Below are 21,650 nucleotides of genomic sequence, written 5' to 3'. Positions count from 1 at the left end.
TAATCTCCACGCACGATTTATAATTTAAAAGCGATCGGTTATGTTTAAATATATTTTAATATTTGCTTGTATTACTATGTTATATAGCGATACCAAAACGATGTCGTGGTCTGAAGATTATAAATTATCGTGGACGGATTTTAAGGGGAAGCCAAGTTATAACACAAAAGCAGCTGCCGTAACGGCGGCTGGTTTAAGTTTTAAGTATTCGGTGAATAAAAGAGATAATCAGATAGTTGGATTTAAAGTTGATATTTCGGCCGATTTTTATCCAGAACATTCTTGGTGCAAAAAAGAAAGTGTTACAGATCATATCTTGGCGCACGAACAACTTCATTTTGACATTACCGAACTACACGCCCGCTATTTTAGAGCACAAGTACAGCAGCTAAAACCTTCAAATACTATTGTAAAGGAGCTTCAAATGCTACACGACGCTATAAATAAGACTTTAGAAATCACCCAACTTAAATACGATGATGAGAGTAACTTCTCAATCGATAAAAAAGGACAATTATTTTGGTCAAATTACGTGGCTTCAGCATTAAAAAATCAATCCGCATTTAAAACCCCATAAAATGGAAGCTCTACAACCTGATAAAAAATTTCTAATTCAATTGGCGCATACCAAAATGCCTTACGGTAAATATAAAGATCGTTATTTAATAGATTTACCAGAATACTACGTGGTGTGGTACAATACCAAAGGTTTTCCTAAAGGGAAATTAGGGCAAATGTTGGAGACTGTTTACACATTAAAGCTTAACGGACTCGAGAATATTGTAAGAAACATACAGCGAAATTTTCCAAAATAAATAAATCATTAAAGATTAATTTTATCAACTTAATATTGTAAATTTGCTCGCGTTTAACAACGCACTATGGCAACAACAAAATACATATTCGTAACAGGAGGAGTAAGCTCTTCTTTAGGAAAAGGAATCATTGCAGCTTCCTTAGCAAAATTACTTCAAGCTCAAGGGTATAGGACTACAATTCAAAAATTAGACCCTTATATAAATATAGATCCAGGCACATTAAACCCATACGAACACGGGGAATGTTATGTTACCGACGATGGGGCAGAAACAGATCTAGATTTAGGGCATTACGAGCGCTTTTTGAATGTTCCTACCAGTCAAGCCAATAACGTAACGACAGGACGTATTTACCAAAGCGTAATCGACAAAGAGCGTCGTGGCGAATTTTTAGGTAAAACAGTTCAAATTATTCCTCATATTACAGACGAAATAAAAAGCCGTATCCAAATTTTGGGAAACTCAGGCGATTTCGATATCGTGATCACAGAAATAGGTGGAACAGTAGGTGATATCGAATCTTTACCATACATAGAAGCAGTAAGACAATTAAAGTGGGATTTGGGAGATCACAACGCGCTTGTTATTCACTTAACGTTAGTGCCCTACTTAGCGGCTGCCGGAGAGTTGAAAACAAAACCGACCCAGCACAGTGTTAAAACCTTAATGGAAAGCGGTGTGCAGGCAGATATTTTGGTGTGTCGTACCGAGCACGAATTACCGCAAGACTTACGTGTTAAATTAGCGCGTTTTTGTAACGTAACGCAAGATTCTGTTATACAGTCTATCGATGCGAAAACAATTTACGATGTTCCTAATTTAATGCTGGAGCAAGGCTTGGATAAAATAGTATTAAAGAAATTAGATTTAAAAAGTGAAACGCCAGATTTAAAACATTGGAACGCCTTTTTAAAACGTCATAAAAATCCTAAAAGTGAAGTTACCATTGGTTTAATTGGTAAATATGTAGAATTACAAGATTCTTATAAATCTATTTTAGAGGCCTTTATTCACGCGGGAGCAGAAAATGAAGTTAAAGTAAATGTGGAGTGTATCCATTCTGAGTATTTAAATGAAGATAACATTAAACTAAAACTATCGCATTTAGATGGAGCCTTGGTCGCTCCGGGATTTGGAGAGCGTGGTATTAACGGTAAAATAGAAGCCATAAAATATGTAAGAGAGAATAATATTCCCTTTTTAGGAATTTGTTTAGGAATGCAAATGGCGGTAATTGAATTTTCAAGAAATGTTTTAGGGTTTAAAGATGCTAATTCTACAGAAATGGATATAAATACTAAGTATCCAGTCATCAATTTAATGGAAGAACAAAAAAGCGTTACCGAAAAAGGGGGAACGATGCGTTTAGGACAGTGGGATTGTGAATTGCTGGAGAATACATTGGCACGTTCTGTTTATAAGCAGAAAGTGATTAAAGAACGTCACCGACACCGTTACGAATTTAACAGTGATTTTAAAGCGCAAATTGAAGCTGCAGGAATGATTGCCACAGGATTTAATCCTGAAACTAAATTGGTGGAAATTATAGAACTGCCTAACCATCCTTGGTTTATTGGTGTACAATATCACCCAGAATATAAAAGTACAGTAGCAAATCCACATCCTTTATTTATGGCGTTTGTAATGGCTGCTAAAAAGTACCATACAGCAAAGAAGAAAAAGTAATACGCCACATTGGCACAAATACATTAACGGTCATATTTTTGACTATAAAGAGCGAATAGATTGTTTTAGCTTGAATGGGCTAAATGTCTAAATATATTAAAATGGAAGAAAAAAAATTAGACTTAAAATCGATAATAGGATTCATTATTATATTCGGAATTTTATTATTTATGCTTTGGCAAAGTAAGCCAAGTGATGAGGAAGTAGCAGCACAAGAGCAAGCTAAACAAGAGCAAATTGAAGCTGAAAAAATACAACAAAATGCTTTAATAGAGAATTCTAAAACTGAAGAGTTTGCAGACACTCAATTAGAAACGCTTCCAGATTCTTTAAAAACAGTAGCTTTAAAAAATAAATTTGGTGCGTTTGCCTATTCTGCTTCACAAGCAGCAAATACAGATAATCCTATAGTTAAAACAGATCTTTTAACCATTACATTCGATACGAAAGGGGGACAAATTTCTGAGGTAAAACTTAATAAGTTCGTCAACTACGATTCTATTCCTATCTATTTAGTAAAAGATAAGAATGCGTCTTTCAATATTAATTTTGGAACAACAGACAACCGCATTTTAAATACAAAAGATTTAGTATTTCAACCTAAAGTAACCCGCAGTGGTGAAAACACGGTGGTATCTATGAAGCTGAAGGTTTCTGAAAGTAAGTTTTTAGAATATAGATACATTATTAAACCCGATAATTATTTAATAGATTTCACGGTTAAATCTCAAGGGTTAAACGATGTTATTAACAGCGCGCAAGAAGTTAATTTAGATTGGAGTTTAAAAGCAATTCGTCATGACCAAAGTATTGCTTACGAAAATCGTTACACCCGTTTAACGTACCAATTAGATGGTAATATCGAAAAGTTAGGACAGAGCGATGAGGATAGCGAAATTGAAGAAGATGTAGACTGGTTATCTTACAGACAGCATTTTTTTAGTTCTATTTTAACGAACGATAAAGCGTTTAAAAAAGTAGCTATAACGTCTAGAAACTTAGTTCAAGACGAAGAAATAGATACTGTTTTTACCAAAGCGTATAACACAAAAACGGCCTTAGAATTAAGCGGAAATGAGTTTAACGAAAACTTTGGTTTCTATTACGGGCCAACAGAAGTAAAGGCCTTAAAATCCGCCGAAAAAGGACTGGAAAAAAGTATACCTTTAGGATGGGGTATTTTTGGTTGGATTAACAAATACTTGTTTATTCCATTATTCGGTTTCCTATCTGGTATATTTCCTTACGGTGTTGCTATTATTGTAATGACCATATTGATAAAATTAGCGATGTCTTTTGTGCAATACAAACAATACTTATCGCAAATGAAAATGAAGGTGTTAAAACCAGAATTAGATGCGATTCGCGAGAAGTATAAAGACAATAAAATGAAGATGCAACAAGAAACTATGGCACTTCAAAATAAAGCAGGTGCGAGTCCGTTAGCAGGGTGTTTACCCGCATTAATTCAAATGCCAGTATTTTACGCCTTGTTTATGTTCTTTCCAACGGCTTTTGCATTACGTCAAAAAAGTTTTCTTTGGGCAGACGATTTATCATCTTACGATGTTATCGCCGAGTTGCCTTTTCATATCCCATTATATGGTGATCACGTAAGTTTATTCCCGATTTTAGCAGCAATTGCAATTTTCTTCTATATGAAGTTAACTACTGGGCAACAAACTATGTCTGCACCAACGCAAGAAGGGATGCCAGATATGCAGAAGATGATGAAATACATGATCTATTTTGCTCCGATTATGATGATGATTTTCTTTAACCAATACGCGTCAGGATTAAGTTTATATTACTTCGTCTCTAACCTTATTAGTATTGGTATTTTATTAGTGATAAAGAACTATGTTTTAGATGAGAATAAAATTCACGCTAAAATTCAAGTGAAGAAAAAGAATCCTAAGAAAGAAAATCGTTTTCAAAAGAAAATGAAAGACATGATGGAGCAGGCAGAACAACAGAAAAGTGCTCAAAACAAAAATAAGAAAAAGTAATATTTTTCAAAATTATAAAAGCTGCCTCTTAATGTTAAGATAGGCAGCTTTTTTTTTTAATACTAAAACAACCAATCTAAACGTTACTGTTTTTATGAAAACTATATTTATACTTATTTTTTGTTCCTTTTCAGTCTTTGTTTCGGCTCAAGATATTAATCAATTTGATAATCAGGGAGCGCGTCATGGTAAATGGACAAAAAATTATGAAGGATCCGAGATCTTACGTTACGAAGGCGAATTTAACCATGGTAAAGAATTAGGAACTTTTAAATTCTATAAAAACGTAGATGGAAGAGCGGTGCTTTCAGTGACACGAGAATTTAATCCGAATAATGATGTCGTTCAGGTTACTTTTTACGATGGGAATAAAAACATTGTGAGTAAAGGGGTTATGAAAAATAAGATCCAAATAGGAGAATGGGTTTATTTTCATAACAATGGTGGTGAAGTAATGATGGAAGAGGTGTATAACGACGACGGCGAAATTGAAGGTGAAAAGAAAACGTATTATAAAACCGGAAGCATCGCAGAACAAGCTCTTTTTAAAGGCGGTGTTTTAAATGGCGTGTCGCAGTGGTTTTCAGACAAAGGCACACTAATTCGTTTATTTAATTATACAAATGGAGCTCTCGACGGACCTTCTAAATCTTACGATTCTAAAGGGAATGTTACAATGGAAGGTGTTTATAGAAACGATTTAAAACACGGCATTTGGAAGTATTATGAAAACGGGAAATTGGTAAAAGAAAAAGACTTTACAAAACGCAGTCAGAACCTTTATAAGAGCAAACAAAAATAGGCAACATTCTATTAAATATAATATAAAAGACTTGTGGTTTCACACCTTTTTAAAACATAAAAAACCCGCTTTTACAAGCTAATGTAAAAGCGGGTTTTTAGCTATTAGTCGTAATCTAAATATTATTGAGGTGGTAAAATAACGGTATCAATAGCATGGGCTACTCCGTTTGTTGCTTGTATATCTATTAATGTTGGAATTATAGTACTCACTCTTAAATTGGCATCTGTTAACGTAAATGTTCCGGCATTAGCCGTAATATCTCCACCTAAAGTTGTCACAGTTCCAGATACTAATTGAGACGATTGTACATTGGCATTAACAATGTGATAAGTTAAAATGGCATCAACAGTTACTGGATCGACATCGGCTAGAGTGGTGTTTCCTGAGGGATCTAATTCTAAAAGTACATCTGCAAAAGCATCGTTTGTTGGTGCGAACACAGTGAATGGTCCACTTGTGGCATCAGATAGGGTTGCTATATAAGGTACTGTAGGCGTTCCAGAATCCGCTAATTGCAAAGCAGCTACTAAGCTCGATAATGCAGGGTTTGAAGTCGCAAAAGTTGCTAAAGTTGGTAATTCAATAACGGTGTCTACCGCGTGAATAATTCCGTTTGTTCCTATAACATCGGCAGTAGTAACAGTCGCTGATCCGTTAAACATAACATTATTATTTGTCGTGTAATAAATACTCATTGCGTTGCTACCAGCTCCTGTGGCATTAGTATTAGAGTATCCACTTCCTAAATCTGATAATAGTGTAGAAGATAATTCTCCATTAATTACATGATTTAATAATAATTGAGATAAGACATCTGTGGGTACGTCGGCTAAAGCTGTTCCGTTTAAATACGTTGTAAAAGCATCATTAGCTGGTGCCAATATCGTAAATGGTCCAACACCACTTAGTACGTTTACTAATTCGCCATCGGCAGCGCCTAATGCCGTAACTAAACTTGAAAAATTTGTGTTTGCCGCTGCGTGCTCTACAACACTAGGTAAGGTAATAACTTTATCAACCACGTGAATTATGCCATTTGTAGCTTCTACATCGGCTGTTGTTACAGTAGATACATTATTAAACAAGACCCCAGAAGAAGTTTCAAAATACAAGCTCATTGCATTATCTCCAGCTCCTGTAGCCAACGTGCTGGTATATCCTGCTCCCAATCCTACAAGATCTGAAGATGTAATTGTGCCTGAAATAACGTGATTTAACAACGTTTGTTCTAAAGCCGTATCAGGAATATCTGCTACTGTCGCCCATCCGTTTGCCGACAAAAATTCGGCGAAAGCAGCATTGCTTGGCGCTAATACTGTAAAAGGTCCTGAACCGCTTAGTGTAACGTCCAAATTAGCTTCTATAACTGCGGCGACTAAACTGCTTAAATTAGCATTAGCTTGCGCCGTTTGAACAATGTTTAGTCCTGTTTCTGGATTTTGATTTAGTGGTGCGCTATTGTCATCGTCGCTATTACACGACCAAAATAATAAAACAACAAGCACATACAGTAAAGGTGATTTTTTGATTGTTTTCATAATAATTAATTTCTTTGTTTTGTTTAGCTAAATTAATAAAACATTAAACAAAATAACTAAAATTTATGTTAAATTATTTTTAACTTATTGTTTTTTAGTTGCTTAGTGTTTCGGTTTGCTGAGTGTTAAGGGGACACATAATAGCAAAAATGTTAGTATCTTTGCAGCGATAAAAAAGGACAATGAAAAAAAGAGTAATAGTAGGGCTTTCAGGTGGCGTCGATTCTAGTGTAACAGCCTACTTGTTAAAAGAACAAGGGTATGAGGTTATTGGGCTATTTATGAAAAACTGGCACGACGATTCTGTAACGATTTCTGATGATTGTCCGTGGTTAGACGATAGCAACGACGCGATGTTAGTTGCTGAAAAATTAGGAATTCCTTTTCAAACGGTAGATTTAAGCACGCAATACAAAGAGCGTATTGTAGATTATATGTTTAACGAATATGAAAAGGGAAGAACGCCAAATCCAGACGTGTTGTGTAATCGAGAGATTAAGTTCGATGTGTTTATGAAAATTGCTTTAGATCTCGGTGCAGATTATGTTGCAACTGGTCATTATTGCCGTAAAGGAACGCTTATAGAAAACGGAAAGGAAACCTATAAATTACTGGCCGGAAAAGATAATAATAAGGATCAGTCGTATTTCTTATGTCAATTATCTCAAGAGCAGTTAGCAAAAGCGATATTTCCTATTGGCGAATTACAAAAGCCAGAAGTAAGAGCTATTGCGGCAGAAGCCGATTTAATTACGGCCGATAAAAAAGACTCTCAAGGGTTATGTTTTATAGGAAAAGTAAGATTGCCAGAATTTCTTCAACAGAAATTAAAGCCTAAACAAGGTCAGATTATTGAAATTCCGGAATTATTTTCTGAGTATACAGACACGAGAAACAACTTCAGCTCTAAAGTAGAAGAACTTGAATATCTATCACGTAAAATAAACTATTCAGAAACCGACGGCGAAATTGTAGGAACCCATCAAGGGGCTCATTATTTTACTAAAGGTCAACGTAAAGGCTTATCGGTTGGCGGAAAAGTAGAACCGTTATTCGTTATCGATACCGACGTAGATACCAATACAATTTATACGGGTCAGGGTAAAAAACATCCTGGATTATACAAAAGAGCCTTATTTGTAACGAATGAAGAATTGCATTGGGTACGTGAAGATTTACAATTACTATCGGGGGGAACTTTAGAGGTCTCAGCAAGAATTCGTTACCGTCAAGCTTTAGAAAAAGCGACTTTACATAAGGTCGATGCTGGCTTATATGTTGAATTTGAAAATAAACAATCTGCCATCACCGAAGGGCAATTTGTAGCCTGGTATTTAGAAGACGAATTAGTAGGTTCGGGAGTTATTTCATAAATTGCAGTCTAACTGTAGTCTTATGAAAAACAAATTACTAGTCCTTACTTTTTTATGTTTTCAACTGTGTATTTATGCGCAAGAAGATGCTTGGGTGTATTTAACAGATAAGGAGAATGTAGCCACGTCTATAGCAAATCCTATTTCTATTTTAACGCAAAAGGCTATCGATCGTAAAGCGGCGCACTCTATTGGTATCGATGAAAGAGATGTCCCTGTTAACGAAAATTATATTTCACAATTAAAAAATCAATCAGGAATTACTGTTTTGGCAAAATCAAAATGGTTTAATGCCGTTCACGTTCGCGGCCTAGAAACCGATATTAATGTAGTGTCTACCCTTCCTTTTGTGGATGTTATTATTTTTGCAGATAATAATTTGAACGCTAAGGGGGCGAGTGTTGAAACAATCGTAAATAAATTTGAATTAGAAAGTGGCAGTACGACCTTTAATTATGGTGATGCAGCCAATCAAATTGAAATGTTTAATGGTGACGATTTGCATTTGGCCAATTATACGGGATCAGGTAAAACCGTTGCGGTTATCGATGCTGGTTTCCCGAGTGTGGATACCAATCCCGGTTTTGATCGTGTTCGTAACGCTGGAAACATTTTGGGAACTTACGATTTCGTAAACCGCGATACCGATGTGTACACCAATACAACGAGTAACCACGGTACCTTAGTATTTAGTGATATGGCAGGTTACGTCGAAAATACTTTTGTAGGTACAGCGCCAGACGCGAGTTATTATTTATTTATTTCTGAAAATGCACCCACCGAAAACCCTATTGAAGAAAGTTTGTGGGTAGAAGCCGCCGAACGCGCCGACAGTTTAGGTGTCGATGTTATAAATACCTCTTTAGGCTATAAAACCTACGATAATCCTAATTATTCTCATACCAATGCCGACTTAGACGGTAATACGACCTACATTACAAAAGGCGCAAATATTGCGTTCGAGAAAGGAATGTTGCTCGTAACTTCTGCTGGAAATTCGGGGGCTAACGGAATAGCTGCTCCCGCCGATGCTGCTGGTGTATTTACTATTGGCGCCGTAAAAGCCGACGGTACGTATGCGAGTTTTAGTTCGGTAGGAAGTACGTTTCAGCCCACATTAAAACCAGACGTTGTTGCACAAGGGCAGGCCAGTTATGTTATTAATGAAAGCGGTGGCCTATCTACAGCAAACGGAACCTCATTTAGTTCGCCTATTTTAGCGGGTGGTTTGGTGTGTTTATGGGAAGCATTGCCCAATCTAACCAATGCCGAAATAATGCAGTTGGTTCGAGAATCGGCATCGCAATACACTACTCCCGATTATTTTTTAGGGTATGGTATTCCCGATTTGTCTTTGGCTTTACAAACCGGATTATCGGTGGAAGAAGTGACCTTCAATACCTCAAAAATTCAGTTGTATCCTAATCCTGCAAAGCACACTGTGTTCGTTAAATTACCTACCGAAATTAAAAAAGCACAGATTAAACTTTATAGTGTTTTGGGAAGAAAGGTTTTAGATGCTAAAATAAATACAACACAATCAAAATTGAATGTCGAACAGTTTTCTAAAGGAATGTATCTATTAAAAATTGAAGCTGAAACCTATTCAAAAACAATCAAACTAATAATTAATTAAGCTGAAGCATTATGCTATAATCACCTTTTTTTTCAGCGGTTTATGCCATCATAGAACACAATCATAATACTAAAAAACTATAGATTTGGAAAATAGAATCACACAACTATTTAATATAAAGTATCCAATAATTCAAGCAGGGATGATTTGGAATAGCGGCTGGAAATTAGCTTCAGCAGCGAGTAATTCAGGGATTTTAGGACTTATAGGTGCTGGAAGTATGTATCCGGAAGTGTTACGCGAACACATTCAGAAATGTAAAAAAGCTACCGATAAACCGTTTGGAGTTAACGTGCCAATGTTGTACCCCAACATTACCGAAATAATGGATATTATAGTGGAGGAAGGGGTAAAGATTGTTTTTACATCGGCGGGAAATCCTAAAACGTGGACCAAATGGTTACAAGAACGCGGTATTACTGTTGTGCACGTGGTAAGCAGCGTAAAATTTGCATTAAAATCTCAAGAGGCGGGTGTCGATGCTATTGTAGCCGAAGGTTTTGAAGCCGGCGGACATAATGGTCGTGATGAAACAACAACGCTAACGCTAATACCAATGGTGAAAGAACAGTTACAAATTCCGTTAATTGCCGCTGGCGGTATTGCTTCTGGTAAGGCAATGTTGGCGTGTATGGTACTTGGTGCCGACGCTGTACAAGTGGGAAGTCGTTTTGTGGCCAGCGAAGAATCGTCAGCACATCAAAAATTTAAAGAGGTTGTGGTCACTGCTAAAGAAGGCGATACGCAATTAACGTTAAAAGAATTAGCACCCGTACGATTAATAAAAAATAAGTTTTATAACGAGCTTCAAGAATTGTATAAATCCTCGCCATCGGTAGACGATTTAGTAAAACTGTTAGGGCGTGCTCGAGCTAAAAAAGGAATGTTTGAAGGAGACTTAGAGGATGGTGAATTAGAAATAGGTCAAATATCAGGACTCATTCACGATATTAAACCAGTAGCAACCATTGTAGAAGATATGGTTGCAGAATTCGAAAAAGCTAAAGCTAACGTTATTAATTTATAATGTGAACAACGATTTATAGATAACGTTAAATTATAGTGCTAAAATCTCTGTTTATTATCACTCAAAGCTCAACGCTAAGTATTACTTTTGCACGATGATTTTAAGTAAGTACACTAAAGAGTTTAAATACAATTGGCAACTCGCAGCGCCTGTTATGCTGGGTATGTTGGGTCATACCTTTGTCAGTTTTGTAGATAATATTATGGTTGGGCAGTTAGGTACTGCCGAGCTCGCAGCGGTTTCTTTAGGAAACAGTTTTATGTTTATCGCAATGTCTATTGGTATCGGGTTTAGTACCGCCATTACGCCGTTAGCTGCCGAGGCGGATTCGGCTAATAATAAAGAAGACGGTAAGTCGGCATTTAAGCACGGGTTAGTCTTATGTACGGTTTTAGGCATTTTACTTTTCTTACTTATCTTTTTTGCAAAACCTTTAATGTACTTAATGAAACAGCCTGTTGAGGTTGTGGATTTGGCACTGCCTTATTTAGATTTGGTGGCGTTCTCCCTTATTCCCTTAATAGTATTCCAGGCCTTTAAGCAGTTTAGCGATGGTATGTCTATGACAAAATACCCAATGTATGCGTCTATTATTGGGAACTTAATTAATATCGTTTTAAATTATTTATTCATTTTTGGTAAGTTTGGCTTCCCAGAATACGGTATCGTTGGTGCAGCTTACGGAACTTTAATATCGCGTTTCGTGATGTTGTGGTACTTATGGTATTTATTAAAGAAGAAAGACAAAAGCCGTTACTTTGTTACCAACATAAAATTATTTGTTTTAGATAAATTAATGCTTAGAAAGATAATAAATCTAGGTACGCCTAGTGCTATGCAAATGTTTTTTGAGGTCGGTATCTTTACCTCGGCGGTATGGTTAAGTGGGTTGCTGGGTAAAAACCCACAAGCAGCGAACCAAATTGCTTTAAACTTAAGTTCTATGACGTTTATGGTGGTTACAGGCTTAAGTGTTGCGGCAATGATACGGGTGGGGAACCAAAAGGGATTAAAAAACTATTATGAGCTAAGACGTATCGCTTTTTCACTTTTCTTATTAGGCACTATCTTAGCGCTCTTTTTCGCCTTACTATTTTTGGCATTTCGCGAATATTTACCACGAATTTATGTCGATTTTGATGATGTTATTAACTATGAAGATAACATGGAAGTGGTAAGTATTGCCTCAAAATTATTGTTGGCTGCAGCGGTATTTCAAATTAGCGATAGTATTCAAGTCGTCGTTTTGGGAGCGTTGCGAGGGTTGCAAGATGTGAAAATACCGACGATTTTGACGTTTATTTCTTATTGGTTAATAGGGTTTCCTATTAGTTATTATTTTGGAACCGAAGCGTATTTTTCTAGTTTTGGTATCTGGATGGGATTAATTGCAGGATTAACTACCGCTTCTATTTTATTATATATTCGATTTAATTACCTTACAAAAAAATTAATTGCTCAAAAATAAATTATCTATGGAACTGCCTAAATTTATACTCGGTGATAATACCGATTTACCGAATGCTATTTTTGTGATACATACAGAATTCCCTATGTTTATTATAAATTTAGAAGATGATGAGGTGGAATGGTTAGAAGAGTTTGACCAAGATGATGAGAAAGAACTAGAATTAGAAACCGAAAACTTAATTGAATTAGCGACTGCTTTTTACGATAGAGAGGTTTTAAGATACGATGATTAATACGATAAGTATTATATTCATTTTAGTACTATAGAGAAGTATTCGAGATTACTTCGAAGTTGATGCTCTCGTGTTTTTTCGGGAAGCAATTGCCAAAAGCCCGACCTAATGGTAACGCCCAAAATATTTTAAATGTTAGAACAACTTGTAGAGTTAGATAAAGACTTATTTTTATACTTAAACGGAATGGGAAACGTCTATTGGGATGCTTTCTGGATGTTTTTTACTGCCAAATTTAATTGGATTCCGTTGTATGCCGTTTTGGTGTTTTTAATGTACAAAAAATTGAATTCAAAAATGTTTGTACTAACCGTAATCATCATCGTATTAATGATCACGTTTACAGATCAGGTAACCAATTTGTTTAAACACGGTGTAAAACGACTTAGACCCTGCCAAGACGAAAGCTTGGTAGATATAATGCGTTTAGTGAAATCGCATTGTGGAGGTCGATATGGTTATTTCTCTGGACACGCTAGTAATAGTATGGCAGTCGCTATTTTTACAGGGAAAATGCTGCAATACCGATTTAAATACTTAATTTATATTATGATTGTGTGGTCGTTATTTATGGCGTACAGTCGTGTGTATATTGGGGTACACTTTCCTTTAGATATTTTAAGCGGAATGGTTTTCGGAGGAGTTTCAGGGTATGGGTTTTATAGATTAGAACGCTATGTGCAAAAACGCTTTACGGTGGCTAAGTAGTTAGTTATATGCTGAAAATTATGGAATGAAATAAATATTAACAGTGTTTATACTTCTATCTTTTAATTCGGGATGCACGGTTAAAATCAAATTAATAAAGGGTTTGTACTACATTTTGGAAAGCCGAATTTTGATTATAAATGCTACTATTAGCATAAGTATTGATATCTAAAACTAAATTCCACCAGAAAATATTTCAGGACTAACTATCTTTTAAACAATATATATTGAGTGCTACAAATGCGTTTCTGGCCAAAAACAAAATAAAGGAATTATTAATGTAGCTATCGATAACCAATTTGAAAGTAGAACTCAGAAAGAGTTGAGGTTTTTCGACAACATAAAACCAATCACATTTATAGTAACGGATATTTGATTGATAATGAAAATCAGACTGTTTTACCGAAAGTATAATAGGAATTTAATTAATCAGCGCTGACAACTTTAGATTAAAAATAATCCCTTTAACTATCAAGAATGAATACAAAAATGCTGATTAACGCCACATGAAATTCCTGTCTGCTCCCTAGGGCATTCTACACGTAAAAACCTCTACTTCTCACTAAGAATATAAAACGTATTTGTTAAACGGTCGTTGTAGTGTTGCGTCCCTTCTTTGGCTTGGTTTAAATCGTAAGTTTCTACTTCTTTTACGTTAAAATTATCTTTTAAAAGCTTTAAATCTTCAGCCGATAAGAGATTAGTCAGCACTCCAAATTTAGATTCCAAAGGAAATTGAAAAGCGTTATTTTTATAAGGAATTCGCGGTATCATATCACCATATTGCCAAATGGTTTCTGGAGCGACGTATTTAAAGGAATACAAAGTAATACCACGCGTATCGTTATCATTTTTTAACGTGGCTATGGAATTGAAATTATCATTTTTAAATAATTGCATTAGCGGTAATCCCACAGCAAACACAGCAGCAAAAAAGAGTACTGTTAATAAAAAAACGTGCTTCATATTTTTCTGTTTTAGTCGCAATAGAATAAACACGCCCAGAGTCACTAATACGATAGATGCTAAAACAAACGGTAACCAATGCTGCTGTAATTCCGATTTAAATAGAATATAAAACACAATGGGAAACGCAATACCGATAGTGCCTATTAATCCGAAATTGAAATATACAGGTAACGTTTCGCGCTTGTCTTTTATGTCTTTAAAACGACGGATTAAGTATTCAATATAGAAACCAATATTAAAAGCTAACGGAATTAAAACGGGCATTAAGTATCGCGATTTTTTCTCTGGAATAATCGAGAGTAAGACCACGGCTAAAATAGTCCATAGTAAACTAAATTTATAAGCTTTATAATTGCTAACTCGTGTTTTTAAATATGGAAAAAGTAAACTTATAAATGCGGGAATAGTCCATAAACCACTTTGTATAAAAAAGCTCCAATAGTAGTAAAAGGGCCTAACATTATAACTCGTCCAATTGCCAGTTTCTTTTTCGGTAATCGCATTAAAAGTTGTAGGATCGTTTAAACGCACATAAACATACCAGAGGCCACCAACGACTAAAGCAATAACGAGTACACTAAAAAAGGAGAATACTTTTGCTTTAGCATTTTTATATTTAAAAGTGACGCCATAAGCGATTAAAAAGGGTAATAATAAGGCGTAAAACGAGACGGGACCTTTACTTAAAATAGAAAAACCGATAAACAAACCGGCGACTACGGTATGTTTCCACACCACGCCCTCGGCTTTAAATAACTTGTGCAAATGAAAAATGGCTACCAACATAAAACCGTGCGTAAAGATATCCCAAGGGGCTTCAATAACAATCCCGATGACGTAAAAAGAGGTTACAACAATGAGGGCATTAATTAAAGCGTGGCTTCTGCTTTTTAACATGCTTCTCGAGAGCTTATACATAAAAGATCCTGTTACCATTACTAAGAGAACAGCGGGTAAGCGCATACCAAAAACACTCTTAATGCCAAAAAATAATCCCGAGAAGGCAGTAAGCCAAGTAGGTAACGGAGGCTTTTGGTAACGAGGTTCTCCATTCATAGTCGTTAGCAACCAATTATCGTTTAAAACCATTTCGCGAGCGGTGACAAAATTTCGTGCTTCCATAATAGATACTTGAATGGCATCTAATTGTGGTAATAGCATTAAGGCTACCAATAAACAAATCGTAAGTATCGGATATTCTTTAAGTAGTTTGGGCATCTTGTTTTTTTAATAAAATTAAATTTCTAACATAAATGGTCGCTCCTAATATATGACCAACTAACAGTACAGGATCTTTTCGAAAGATGGCATACGCTAAGATAAGAAGAGATCCTACTAAACTCAAGGCCCAAAAACCGAAAGGTAAAGAGGACGTTTTATGTTTTTCGGAATATAACCATTGGTACACAAAACGGAAGGTGAAAACAGTTTGTGATACAATACCTAAAATAAGTAACCAGACAGGTATACTTTCATTTTTAAACAATAGAGTAACGTCAATATTATTATTGTTAAAGTAAAATATCGTTATAAATCCAGGCATAAATAATAAAATATAACGGATAATCGCGGGATATCTCTGCCATTGGTTTTGTAATTGTAAATTCCTAATGTAAATAAAGTAGGTAAGACCTTGTCCTAACATGATGGCAAAATCATTACGTAAATATCCGTAAATAAAAAGTAGAAACGAAGCGACTAAGCTTAAGGTCCAAAATAGTGTAGGTGTTATCACGCGCTTTTGTTTTTCGCTGGTAAGCCATTGTACAACTAAACGCGCAGAGAACAATAATTGCGCGAAGAAACCTATACTATAAATGATCCAGTCGCTCATTATCCCTGTTTTGCTACGGTATAATTAATATACTTTTTTTTCATCCATAAATAGGCGAAACAGTCCATTAATGGCCCTAGCAAACGGTTCCAAACTCCAAACTTAGCTTCGCCAGCGAGACGCGGAAAATGCTGTACAGGGACTTGTTTAATGCGTCCCTTTTGCAATAAAATCATTGCCGGTAAAAAACGATGCAAACCTTTAAACATAGGAATACGTTTGGCATAATCAGTTTTAATAACTTTTAGTGGGCAACCGGTATCGTCCATGCCGTCACTCGTAAAACTGCGCCTGATGCCATTGGCAATGGTAGACGACATATTTTTAACAAAGCTGTCTTTTCTATTCTCGCGAACGCCCGTTACCAAGTCGTTATCGCCAATATGCGCTAACAATAAATTAAAATCGTCTGGAGCAGTTTGTAAATCGGAGTCTATATAACCTACCAAAGGTGTTTTGGTATAATCGAAACCTGCTTTAATAGCGGCGCTTAAGCCGCGGTTCTCATAGAATGAAATAAAAGAAAATTCAGGATTTCTAGCTGCAATGAGTTCAATAAGCTCTTGGCTTTTATCTTTAGAACCATCGTTTACAAAGAGTATTTTAGTTTTTTTCGACGCTTTTTTGGTGTACGCTAGTAATTCGGTTTCAACACGTAATAAATTATCTTCTTCGTTGTAAACCGGTACAACTATTGTAAAATCGTAGTTCATAAATAAGTATTAACACTGCAAATGTATTGTTTTTTTAAGAATTGAAAATGAGTATGAAATAAAATATGTTTCTTTGTACTACGATTTTGAAATTTATGAAAGTATTAGTAACAGGAGCTGCAGGATTTATTGGATCGCATACGTGCGAAAGACTGAAAGAAATGGGGCACGACGTCATTGGTTTAGATAACTTTAATCCATATTACAGTCTAGAATTGAAGCAGTTAAACGAACAGGCTTTGCGTGAGAAAGGGATTGCCATTATAAAAGGTGATTTACGCACGGATGATTTATGTGCGATTTTACCTCAAGATATTAATTATATCTTTCATTTTGCGGCGCAGCCAGGTATTTCGGCAGCGTCAACGTTCGAAGATTATTTTACCAACAATATCTTAGCAACGAAGCAATTAATCGATTATGCATCACAGCTTAAAACGTTAGAGTTATTGGTAAACATCGGTACGTCGTCAATCTACGGATTGGAAGCAACGTTCCCAGAAGATGTGGCGCCACAACCAGCATCTCATTACGGTGTTACAAAATTAGCAGCCGAACAATTGGTGCTTCAAAAAAGTAGAGAAACGCTATTTAAAGCGTGTTCGCTACGTTTATATTCTGTTATCGGGCCACGCGAACGCCCAGAGAAAATGTACACCAAACTCATTGCTTGTGCGTATAATGGTAATGCTTTTCCGTTATATCAAGGTAGTGCGACGCACCTGCGTAGCTTTACTTATGTTGGCGATATTGTAGATGGTATTGTAAGTGTTATTGGTAGCGAAACGGCTGTAGATGGTGAAATTATAAACTTAGGAACCGAAGTAGAACATACCACTCAAGAGGGGATTGAGGCGGTAGAAAAAGTGATTGGGCAATCCATTGCTATTAATAAAGTCGCTGCACGTGCTGGCGATCAATTGCGTACGAAAGCAACTATTGAAAAAGCAAAACGACTATTGAATTACAATCCTAAAACGACCTTACTAGAATCGGTAGAAAAGCAAGTGGCGTGGTACACCAAGAATTTTCTGTAATTGGAGTTTCAAATGAAGTATTATACTTTCAATTTTAATAGATAATCGGCTGCAACAAACGGTGTCGTTTTATTATCTTCTATCAACTGAAGCTGTTTTGCGAGTTCTACTTTTACTTCGGTGTTATTAAAAAAGTCGTTTTTAAGTTGTTCTTCAATAGTTTGAATGAGCCAAAATTTATTCTGCTCTCTTCTATTGTCATTAAAAAACTGGTTCCCTTTTGTTAACGTAACATAATCAGAAATAATCGTCCAAATTTCATCAATTCCTTCCTCATTAATGGCGCTACACGTTGTTACTTTAGGTTGCCAGTTAGACGCTTTTTCAGGATAGAGATGCAAAGCACGGTTAAATTCTACTTTCGCTAATTTTGTGGCTTTAATATTATCTCCATCAGATTTGTTAATAGCGATACTATCGGCCATTTCAATAATACCGCGTTTAATACCTTGAAGTTCATCGCCGGCACCAGCCAATTTTAAAAGCAAAAAGAAATCCACCATACTATGTACAGCGGTTTCGCTTTGGCCTACACCAACGGTTTCTATAATAATACTGTTGTAACCTGCGGCTTCACATAAAATAATGCTTTCTCGTGTTTTGCGCGCCACACCACCCAAAGATGCCCCTGATGCCGACGGTCGAATAAAAGCATTTTTGTTTTTTACTAAATCTTCCATTCTGGTCTTATCTCCCAAAATACTACCTTTAGTAATCGAACTACTGGGGTCTACTGCCAAGACAGCGACTTTTTTACCAATAGCAGTAAGATGCATTCCAAAAGCTTCGATAAACGTACTTTTTCCCACACCCGGAACACCCGTAATTCCTATTCTGACCGATGTGTTAGCGTGTGGCAAACACTGTTTTATAATGGCGTTTGCTTTTTCTAAATGTTGGGGGTTTTTGCTTTCTACTAAAGTGATTGCTTGACTTAAAGCAGTAATATTTCCTTCTAAAATTGCAGAAACGAGCGATTCTACAGAGCGTTCTTTTTTTCTGCTTGCTTTAATTTTTGAAATCGATAGTGCGTTGGTTGTTTCTGGTTGCGAAACGCCATCGTTTTCTTTTAAAGCCGATTTTTTAGAAGGTGTCAAAAATGAGATGATTTAATGCTAATTATTTCAAAGGTACGGCAACTTTTGTCGTATCCCAAGCCAAGGTTAAGAACAAATTATCGGTAGAATTATCAAAGGCGATGGTAAATTGCTCCACCGTTGTGCTTATTTTTTGAGGTTCAGCCCTAATAGTCGCCACATCGTATTGCGGTTCGCGCATAGCTTCCATAGTTTCATTCACACCCCAAGAATACATTTTAGAGTTGAAAATAACATTCCATGACGTATCATTTGGAATCGTCCACAACGTATATTTCCCAGCAGGAAGTAATTTATTATCGATTGTTAGATTTTTACTTGTTTCGAAAGTAGTCGCTTCGTTAGCACCAGTTCGCCATACTTTATTGTACGGTACTAACGCTCCAAAAACATCGCGATTTCTTTTAGATGGGCGGTTGTAAACCACTTTAAGTTCTATATCGTCAACTTCAAAGGCCACTGTTTTCTTCGGACTTAAAGATTCGTTAAAAATTCCGTCGTTAAGGTAAGAATAGGAGAATACACCAGCTGCAACAACCAGTAAAACTAATATAAACCATTTAAAAAAAGTGTTCATTACTTATAGCATTTATTTAGGTATAAAGATACTTTAAAACCTATTTGTTACTACATAGAATATTATAATTTAACACCATATTAATAGTATGAATAAAAAGTTTACAATTTTTAAGCATTACTACTAAAAATAACGCTAATTCTGAAATTAGAGTTTATTTCAATAATTAAAGAATAAATTTGTTGAACATCAAAAAAAAGAAGATGAACACAACATTAGTGGTATTGGCAGCAGGTTTAGGCTCGCGTTATGGTGGTTTTAAGCAATTGGACGCTATGGGGCCCAACGCACATTCTATAATGGATTATTCTCTGTTCGATGCCTTACACATTGGGTTTACATCTGTCGTTTTGGTGGTACAAGAGTCTATGGTTGCGACGTTAACCGAGCGTTATATAACAAACCGAAACTGGCCAGTAACCTTTGCAATACAAAACACCAATATTACTATAGGAGATAATAAATATTATCGCGAAAAACCTTGGGGCACAGCGCACGCCTTATGGTGCGCAAAAGATGCCGTTAACACTCCGTTTGTATTAATTAATGCCGACGATTTTTATGGCCGTGAGTCCTTTCGTTTAGCCTTTAATTATTTGCAAACTCAAAGTGATTGCTGTGCTGTTTTATTTCCTATTGATAAAACATTGAGTAGTAATGGTGTGGTAAATAGGGCAGAAGCGACTATCGATAACGGTTGGTTACAAACCACAGTAGAACGCGAAAAGATTAGAAGACAGGAGGGTAAGATTGTGTATTCAACGATTGAAGGAGGAGAAAAAGAACTCCCTGAACGAACATTGGTATCTATGAATATGTGGGGATTAACGCCCGAAATTTTCGGTTTTATAGATAATGATATTTCAGAATTTATTGAGAATTGGAAACAAAACGCCAACTTAGAATACCAACTACCAAGTGTCATCGATAGGATGATACAGCACCGTTTAATGGAAGTAAAAGCTATCCCAACGCAATCTCATTGGGTGGGCGTAACGTACAAAACGGATAAAGAAATGGTGAAGATGCAATTACAGCAGTTACACAATACCGGAATTTACGACGACTTATAATGAAAGCGAGACTTCATAATATTCTTTTGTATTATTTTAATGAGATCATTATTAATACTGTAGATACGTTGCAAAGTGGATTGATAAATAGCACCTATAAGGCTGAAACGTCTCAGGGTACTTTTATTATTCAGAAAATAAATCAAGAGGTGTTTCCTAATATTGGAGAACTCCTGAATAATAAAATTAAAGTGGTGAACTATTTAAATGCGCATCATTTTTCAACCATACAGTTTTTAAAGACAAAAGCAGACACTTTTTATGTAGACACCGAAGATGGTATTTGGCAAATATCAGGTTATATTTCGTCGTGTGTGCAGCATAAAATAGATTCTCCAAAAATGGCTTCGCAATTGGGAGGTTACTTGGCGCGATTTCATTCGGCATTAACCGATTTTCCTGTTTCAGAGCTAGAAATTACCATTCCCGATTTTCATAATACAGAAAAACGCTACAGCGATTTGTTAGCGAGTAGTGCTTCAGCTTTAGAAGAAAGACGCTTAAATGCACATCGGGAAATGGAATACATCACAGAAAACTTCGAAAGCATTCACACTATTGCAGAGGCAATTCACAAAGACATAATTCCGCAGCGTGTGGTGCATAACGATACGAAAGTCGGTAATTTTTTATTTTCGACAGCAGGAGAACTGCTTACCATCATAGATTTTGATACGGTAATGCCGGGTAGTGTTTTACACGATATAGGCGACGCCTTGCGAACAGGCGCAAGCACAGCACCCGAAGACGAGCAAGATTTAACTAAAGTCGGTTTTAACGCAGCAATTTACGATGCTTTTATAATGGCTTATGTAAAGGAAGGACAATCGTTTTTAACGCCCGAAGAATTAAACGCCATCCATTTTAGTTTGCCTTTAATTCTTTTAGAACAAGCCTGCCGCTTTTTAGAAGACTACTTAAGAAACGACATCTATTACGATGTGCGTTACGATACTCACAATTTAGTGCGAACACGGACACAATTACACTTGTTTAAGCACGTGAAACACTATCTTAATAAACAGTTTAATATTCTGTAAATTTAAT

At 36.0% G+C, this 21,650-nt stretch carries 20 protein-coding genes; 14 read left to right on the top strand and 6 right to left on the bottom strand.

Going from position 1 to position 21,650, the window contains the following annotated elements:
* Positions 1-40: 40 nt before the first annotated feature.
* The 5 genes from ES677_RS02385 to ES677_RS02365 all read left to right on the top strand — a co-directional run bounded on the left by ES677_RS02385 (position 41) and on the right by ES677_RS02365 (position 5,315).
* Positions 41-577, top strand: a complete 537-nt coding sequence (locus ES677_RS02385; RefSeq protein ID WP_148380327.1) for a DUF922 domain-containing protein — start codon at positions 41-43, stop codon at positions 575-577.
* A 1-nt stretch (position 578) separates the two neighbouring features.
* The gene (locus tag ES677_RS02380) at positions 579-815 is read left to right on the top strand and encodes a DUF3820 family protein (RefSeq protein WP_148368093.1); all 237 of its coding nucleotides are present in this window, start codon (positions 579-581) and stop codon (positions 813-815) included.
* Positions 816-881: 66 nt separating this feature from the next.
* Positions 882-2,504 (top strand): CTP synthase, encoded by a 1,623-nt coding sequence (locus tag ES677_RS02375; RefSeq protein WP_148368092.1) that lies wholly within the window; start codon positions 882-884, stop codon positions 2,502-2,504.
* Between the two features lie 101 nt (positions 2,505-2,605).
* A complete protein-coding gene (gene yidC / locus ES677_RS02370) occupies positions 2,606-4,513 on the top strand; it encodes a membrane protein insertase YidC (RefSeq protein WP_148380326.1) in 1,908 nt (635 codons plus the stop codon).
* A gap of 94 nt (positions 4,514-4,607) precedes the next feature.
* A complete protein-coding gene (locus ES677_RS02365) occupies positions 4,608-5,315 on the top strand; it encodes a toxin-antitoxin system YwqK family antitoxin (protein WP_148380325.1) in 708 nt (235 codons plus the stop codon).
* Positions 5,316-5,437: 122 nt separating this feature from the next.
* Here ES677_RS02365 and ES677_RS02360 read toward each other — a convergent pair whose 3' ends face one another.
* Positions 5,438-6,856 carry a fasciclin domain-containing protein gene (locus ES677_RS02360; RefSeq protein WP_148380324.1) on the bottom strand — a complete coding sequence of 473 codons (1,419 nt, stop codon included), beginning with the start codon at positions 6,854-6,856 and terminating at the stop codon, positions 5,438-5,440.
* A 182-nt stretch (positions 6,857-7,038) separates the two neighbouring features.
* On the opposite strand from ES677_RS02360, the gene mnmA reads away from it, so the two are divergent.
* The 6 genes from mnmA to ES677_RS02330 all read left to right on the top strand — a co-directional run bounded on the left by mnmA (position 7,039) and on the right by ES677_RS02330 (position 13,303).
* Entirely contained in the window at positions 7,039-8,229 is a 1,191-nt protein-coding gene (gene mnmA / locus ES677_RS02355) for a tRNA 2-thiouridine(34) synthase MnmA (protein ID WP_148380323.1), read from the top strand.
* Positions 8,230-8,251: 22 nt separating this feature from the next.
* Positions 8,252-9,865, top strand: coding sequence for a S8 family serine peptidase (locus ES677_RS02350; protein WP_148380322.1), 1,614 nt, complete (start codon positions 8,252-8,254; stop codon positions 9,863-9,865).
* A gap of 85 nt (positions 9,866-9,950) precedes the next feature.
* Positions 9,951-10,892 (top strand): NAD(P)H-dependent flavin oxidoreductase, encoded by a 942-nt coding sequence (locus ES677_RS02345; RefSeq protein WP_148380321.1) that lies wholly within the window; start codon positions 9,951-9,953, stop codon positions 10,890-10,892.
* 94 nt (positions 10,893-10,986) lie between these two features.
* A complete protein-coding gene (locus ES677_RS02340; protein ID WP_148368085.1) occupies positions 10,987-12,360 on the top strand; it encodes an MATE family efflux transporter in 1,374 nt (457 codons plus the stop codon).
* Between the two features lie 7 nt (positions 12,361-12,367).
* Positions 12,368-12,595 carry a hypothetical protein gene (locus tag ES677_RS02335; RefSeq protein WP_148368084.1) on the top strand — a complete coding sequence of 76 codons (228 nt, stop codon included), beginning with the start codon at positions 12,368-12,370 and terminating at the stop codon, positions 12,593-12,595.
* 132 nt (positions 12,596-12,727) lie between these two features.
* The gene (locus ES677_RS02330) at positions 12,728-13,303 is read left to right on the top strand and encodes a phosphatase PAP2 family protein (protein ID WP_148368083.1); all 576 of its coding nucleotides are present in this window, start codon (positions 12,728-12,730) and stop codon (positions 13,301-13,303) included.
* 552 nt (positions 13,304-13,855) lie between these two features.
* Here the strand turns inward: ES677_RS02330 and ES677_RS02325 are convergent.
* Genes ES677_RS02325 through ES677_RS02315 form a run of 3 tightly spaced genes read right to left on the bottom strand, consistent with a single transcriptional unit; the run spans position 13,856 to position 16,819 of the window.
* Positions 13,856-15,490 carry an ArnT family glycosyltransferase gene (locus tag ES677_RS02325; RefSeq protein ID WP_148380320.1) on the bottom strand — a complete coding sequence of 545 codons (1,635 nt, stop codon included), beginning with the start codon at positions 15,488-15,490 and terminating at the stop codon, positions 13,856-13,858.
* Positions 15,474-16,106 (bottom strand): lipid-A-disaccharide synthase N-terminal domain-containing protein, encoded by a 633-nt coding sequence (locus tag ES677_RS02320; RefSeq protein ID WP_148368081.1) that lies wholly within the window; start codon positions 16,104-16,106, stop codon positions 15,474-15,476. Before ES677_RS02320 ends, ES677_RS02325 begins: the two co-directional genes overlap by 17 nt.
* On the bottom strand, positions 16,106-16,819 hold the full coding sequence (locus ES677_RS02315; RefSeq protein WP_148368080.1) for a glycosyltransferase family 2 protein: 714 nt from the start codon (positions 16,817-16,819) through the stop codon (positions 16,106-16,108). The genes ES677_RS02320 and ES677_RS02315 overlap by 1 nt, the downstream gene beginning before the upstream one ends.
* A 95-nt stretch (positions 16,820-16,914) precedes the next feature.
* Here ES677_RS02315 and ES677_RS02310 point away from each other — a divergent pair, with 95 nt between their 5' ends.
* Complete coding sequence (locus ES677_RS02310; protein WP_148368079.1) at positions 16,915-17,856, top strand: NAD-dependent epimerase/dehydratase family protein; 942 nt, start codon at positions 16,915-16,917, stop codon at positions 17,854-17,856.
* A gap of 20 nt (positions 17,857-17,876) precedes the next feature.
* Here ES677_RS02310 and meaB read toward each other — a convergent pair whose 3' ends face one another.
* Together meaB and ES677_RS02300 are read right to left on the bottom strand one after the other, a co-directional pair.
* On the bottom strand, positions 17,877-18,953 hold the full coding sequence (gene meaB, locus ES677_RS02305; RefSeq protein WP_148368078.1) for a methylmalonyl Co-A mutase-associated GTPase MeaB: 1,077 nt from the start codon (positions 18,951-18,953) through the stop codon (positions 17,877-17,879).
* 22 nt (positions 18,954-18,975) lie between these two features.
* On the bottom strand, positions 18,976-19,530 hold the full coding sequence (locus ES677_RS02300; protein ID WP_148368077.1) for a DUF2911 domain-containing protein: 555 nt from the start codon (positions 19,528-19,530) through the stop codon (positions 18,976-18,978).
* A 203-nt stretch (positions 19,531-19,733) separates the two neighbouring features.
* Here ES677_RS02300 and ES677_RS02295 point away from each other — a divergent pair, with 203 nt between their 5' ends.
* Together ES677_RS02295 and ES677_RS02290 are read left to right on the top strand one after the other, a co-directional pair.
* On the top strand, positions 19,734-20,603 hold the full coding sequence (locus tag ES677_RS02295) for a glycosyltransferase family protein (protein ID WP_148380319.1): 870 nt from the start codon (positions 19,734-19,736) through the stop codon (positions 20,601-20,603).
* Positions 20,603-21,643, top strand: a complete 1,041-nt coding sequence (locus ES677_RS02290; protein ID WP_148368075.1) for a phosphotransferase enzyme family protein — start codon at positions 20,603-20,605, stop codon at positions 21,641-21,643. The genes ES677_RS02295 and ES677_RS02290 overlap by 1 nt, the downstream gene beginning before the upstream one ends.
* The last annotated feature ends 7 nt before the right edge of the window (positions 21,644-21,650 follow it).

This window comes from Bizionia gelidisalsuginis (assembly GCF_008086185.1).
GTDB classification, from domain to species: Bacteria; Bacteroidota; Bacteroidia; order Flavobacteriales; family Flavobacteriaceae; genus Bizionia; species Bizionia saleffrena.
The sequence above is the reverse complement of the archived record's forward strand: the minus strand, read 5'-3'. Positions and strand labels throughout refer to the sequence as shown.

Excerpts from the sequence above, each read along its gene's own strand:
- ES677_RS02335 (WP_148368084.1), top strand. The coding sequence starts at position 12,368 with ATGGAACTGCCTAAATTTATACTCGGTGATAATACCGATTTACCGAAT.
- ES677_RS02320 (WP_148368081.1), bottom strand. The coding sequence starts at position 16,106 with ATGAGCGACTGGATCATTTATAGTATAGGTTTCTTCGCGCAATTATTG.
- ES677_RS02315 (WP_148368080.1), bottom strand. The coding sequence starts at position 16,819 with ATGAACTACGATTTTACAATAGTTGTACCGGTTTACAACGAAGAAGAT.
- ES677_RS02365 (WP_148380325.1), top strand. The coding sequence starts at position 4,608 with ATGAAAACTATATTTATACTTATTTTTTGTTCCTTTTCAGTCTTTGTT.
- ES677_RS02295 (WP_148380319.1), top strand. The coding sequence starts at position 19,734 with ATGAACACAACATTAGTGGTATTGGCAGCAGGTTTAGGCTCGCGTTAT.
- ES677_RS02340 (WP_148368085.1), top strand. The coding sequence starts at position 10,987 with ATGATTTTAAGTAAGTACACTAAAGAGTTTAAATACAATTGGCAACTC.
- ES677_RS02300 (WP_148368077.1), bottom strand. The coding sequence starts at position 19,530 with ATGAACACTTTTTTTAAATGGTTTATATTAGTTTTACTGGTTGTTGCA.
- ES677_RS02385 (WP_148380327.1), top strand. The coding sequence starts at position 41 with ATGTTTAAATATATTTTAATATTTGCTTGTATTACTATGTTATATAGC.
- ES677_RS02360 (WP_148380324.1), bottom strand. The coding sequence starts at position 6,856 with ATGAAAACAATCAAAAAATCACCTTTACTGTATGTGCTTGTTGTTTTA.
- mnmA (WP_148380323.1), top strand. The coding sequence starts at position 7,039 with ATGAAAAAAAGAGTAATAGTAGGGCTTTCAGGTGGCGTCGATTCTAGT.
- ES677_RS02350 (WP_148380322.1), top strand. The coding sequence starts at position 8,252 with ATGAAAAACAAATTACTAGTCCTTACTTTTTTATGTTTTCAACTGTGT.
- ES677_RS02310 (WP_148368079.1), top strand. The coding sequence starts at position 16,915 with ATGAAAGTATTAGTAACAGGAGCTGCAGGATTTATTGGATCGCATACG.
- ES677_RS02325 (WP_148380320.1), bottom strand. The coding sequence starts at position 15,490 with ATGCCCAAACTACTTAAAGAATATCCGATACTTACGATTTGTTTATTG.
- ES677_RS02380 (WP_148368093.1), top strand. The coding sequence starts at position 579 with ATGGAAGCTCTACAACCTGATAAAAAATTTCTAATTCAATTGGCGCAT.
- ES677_RS02330 (WP_148368083.1), top strand. The coding sequence starts at position 12,728 with ATGTTAGAACAACTTGTAGAGTTAGATAAAGACTTATTTTTATACTTA.
- ES677_RS02375 (WP_148368092.1), top strand. The coding sequence starts at position 882 with ATGGCAACAACAAAATACATATTCGTAACAGGAGGAGTAAGCTCTTCT.
- yidC (WP_148380326.1), top strand. The coding sequence starts at position 2,606 with ATGGAAGAAAAAAAATTAGACTTAAAATCGATAATAGGATTCATTATT.
- ES677_RS02290 (WP_148368075.1), top strand. The coding sequence starts at position 20,603 with ATGAAAGCGAGACTTCATAATATTCTTTTGTATTATTTTAATGAGATC.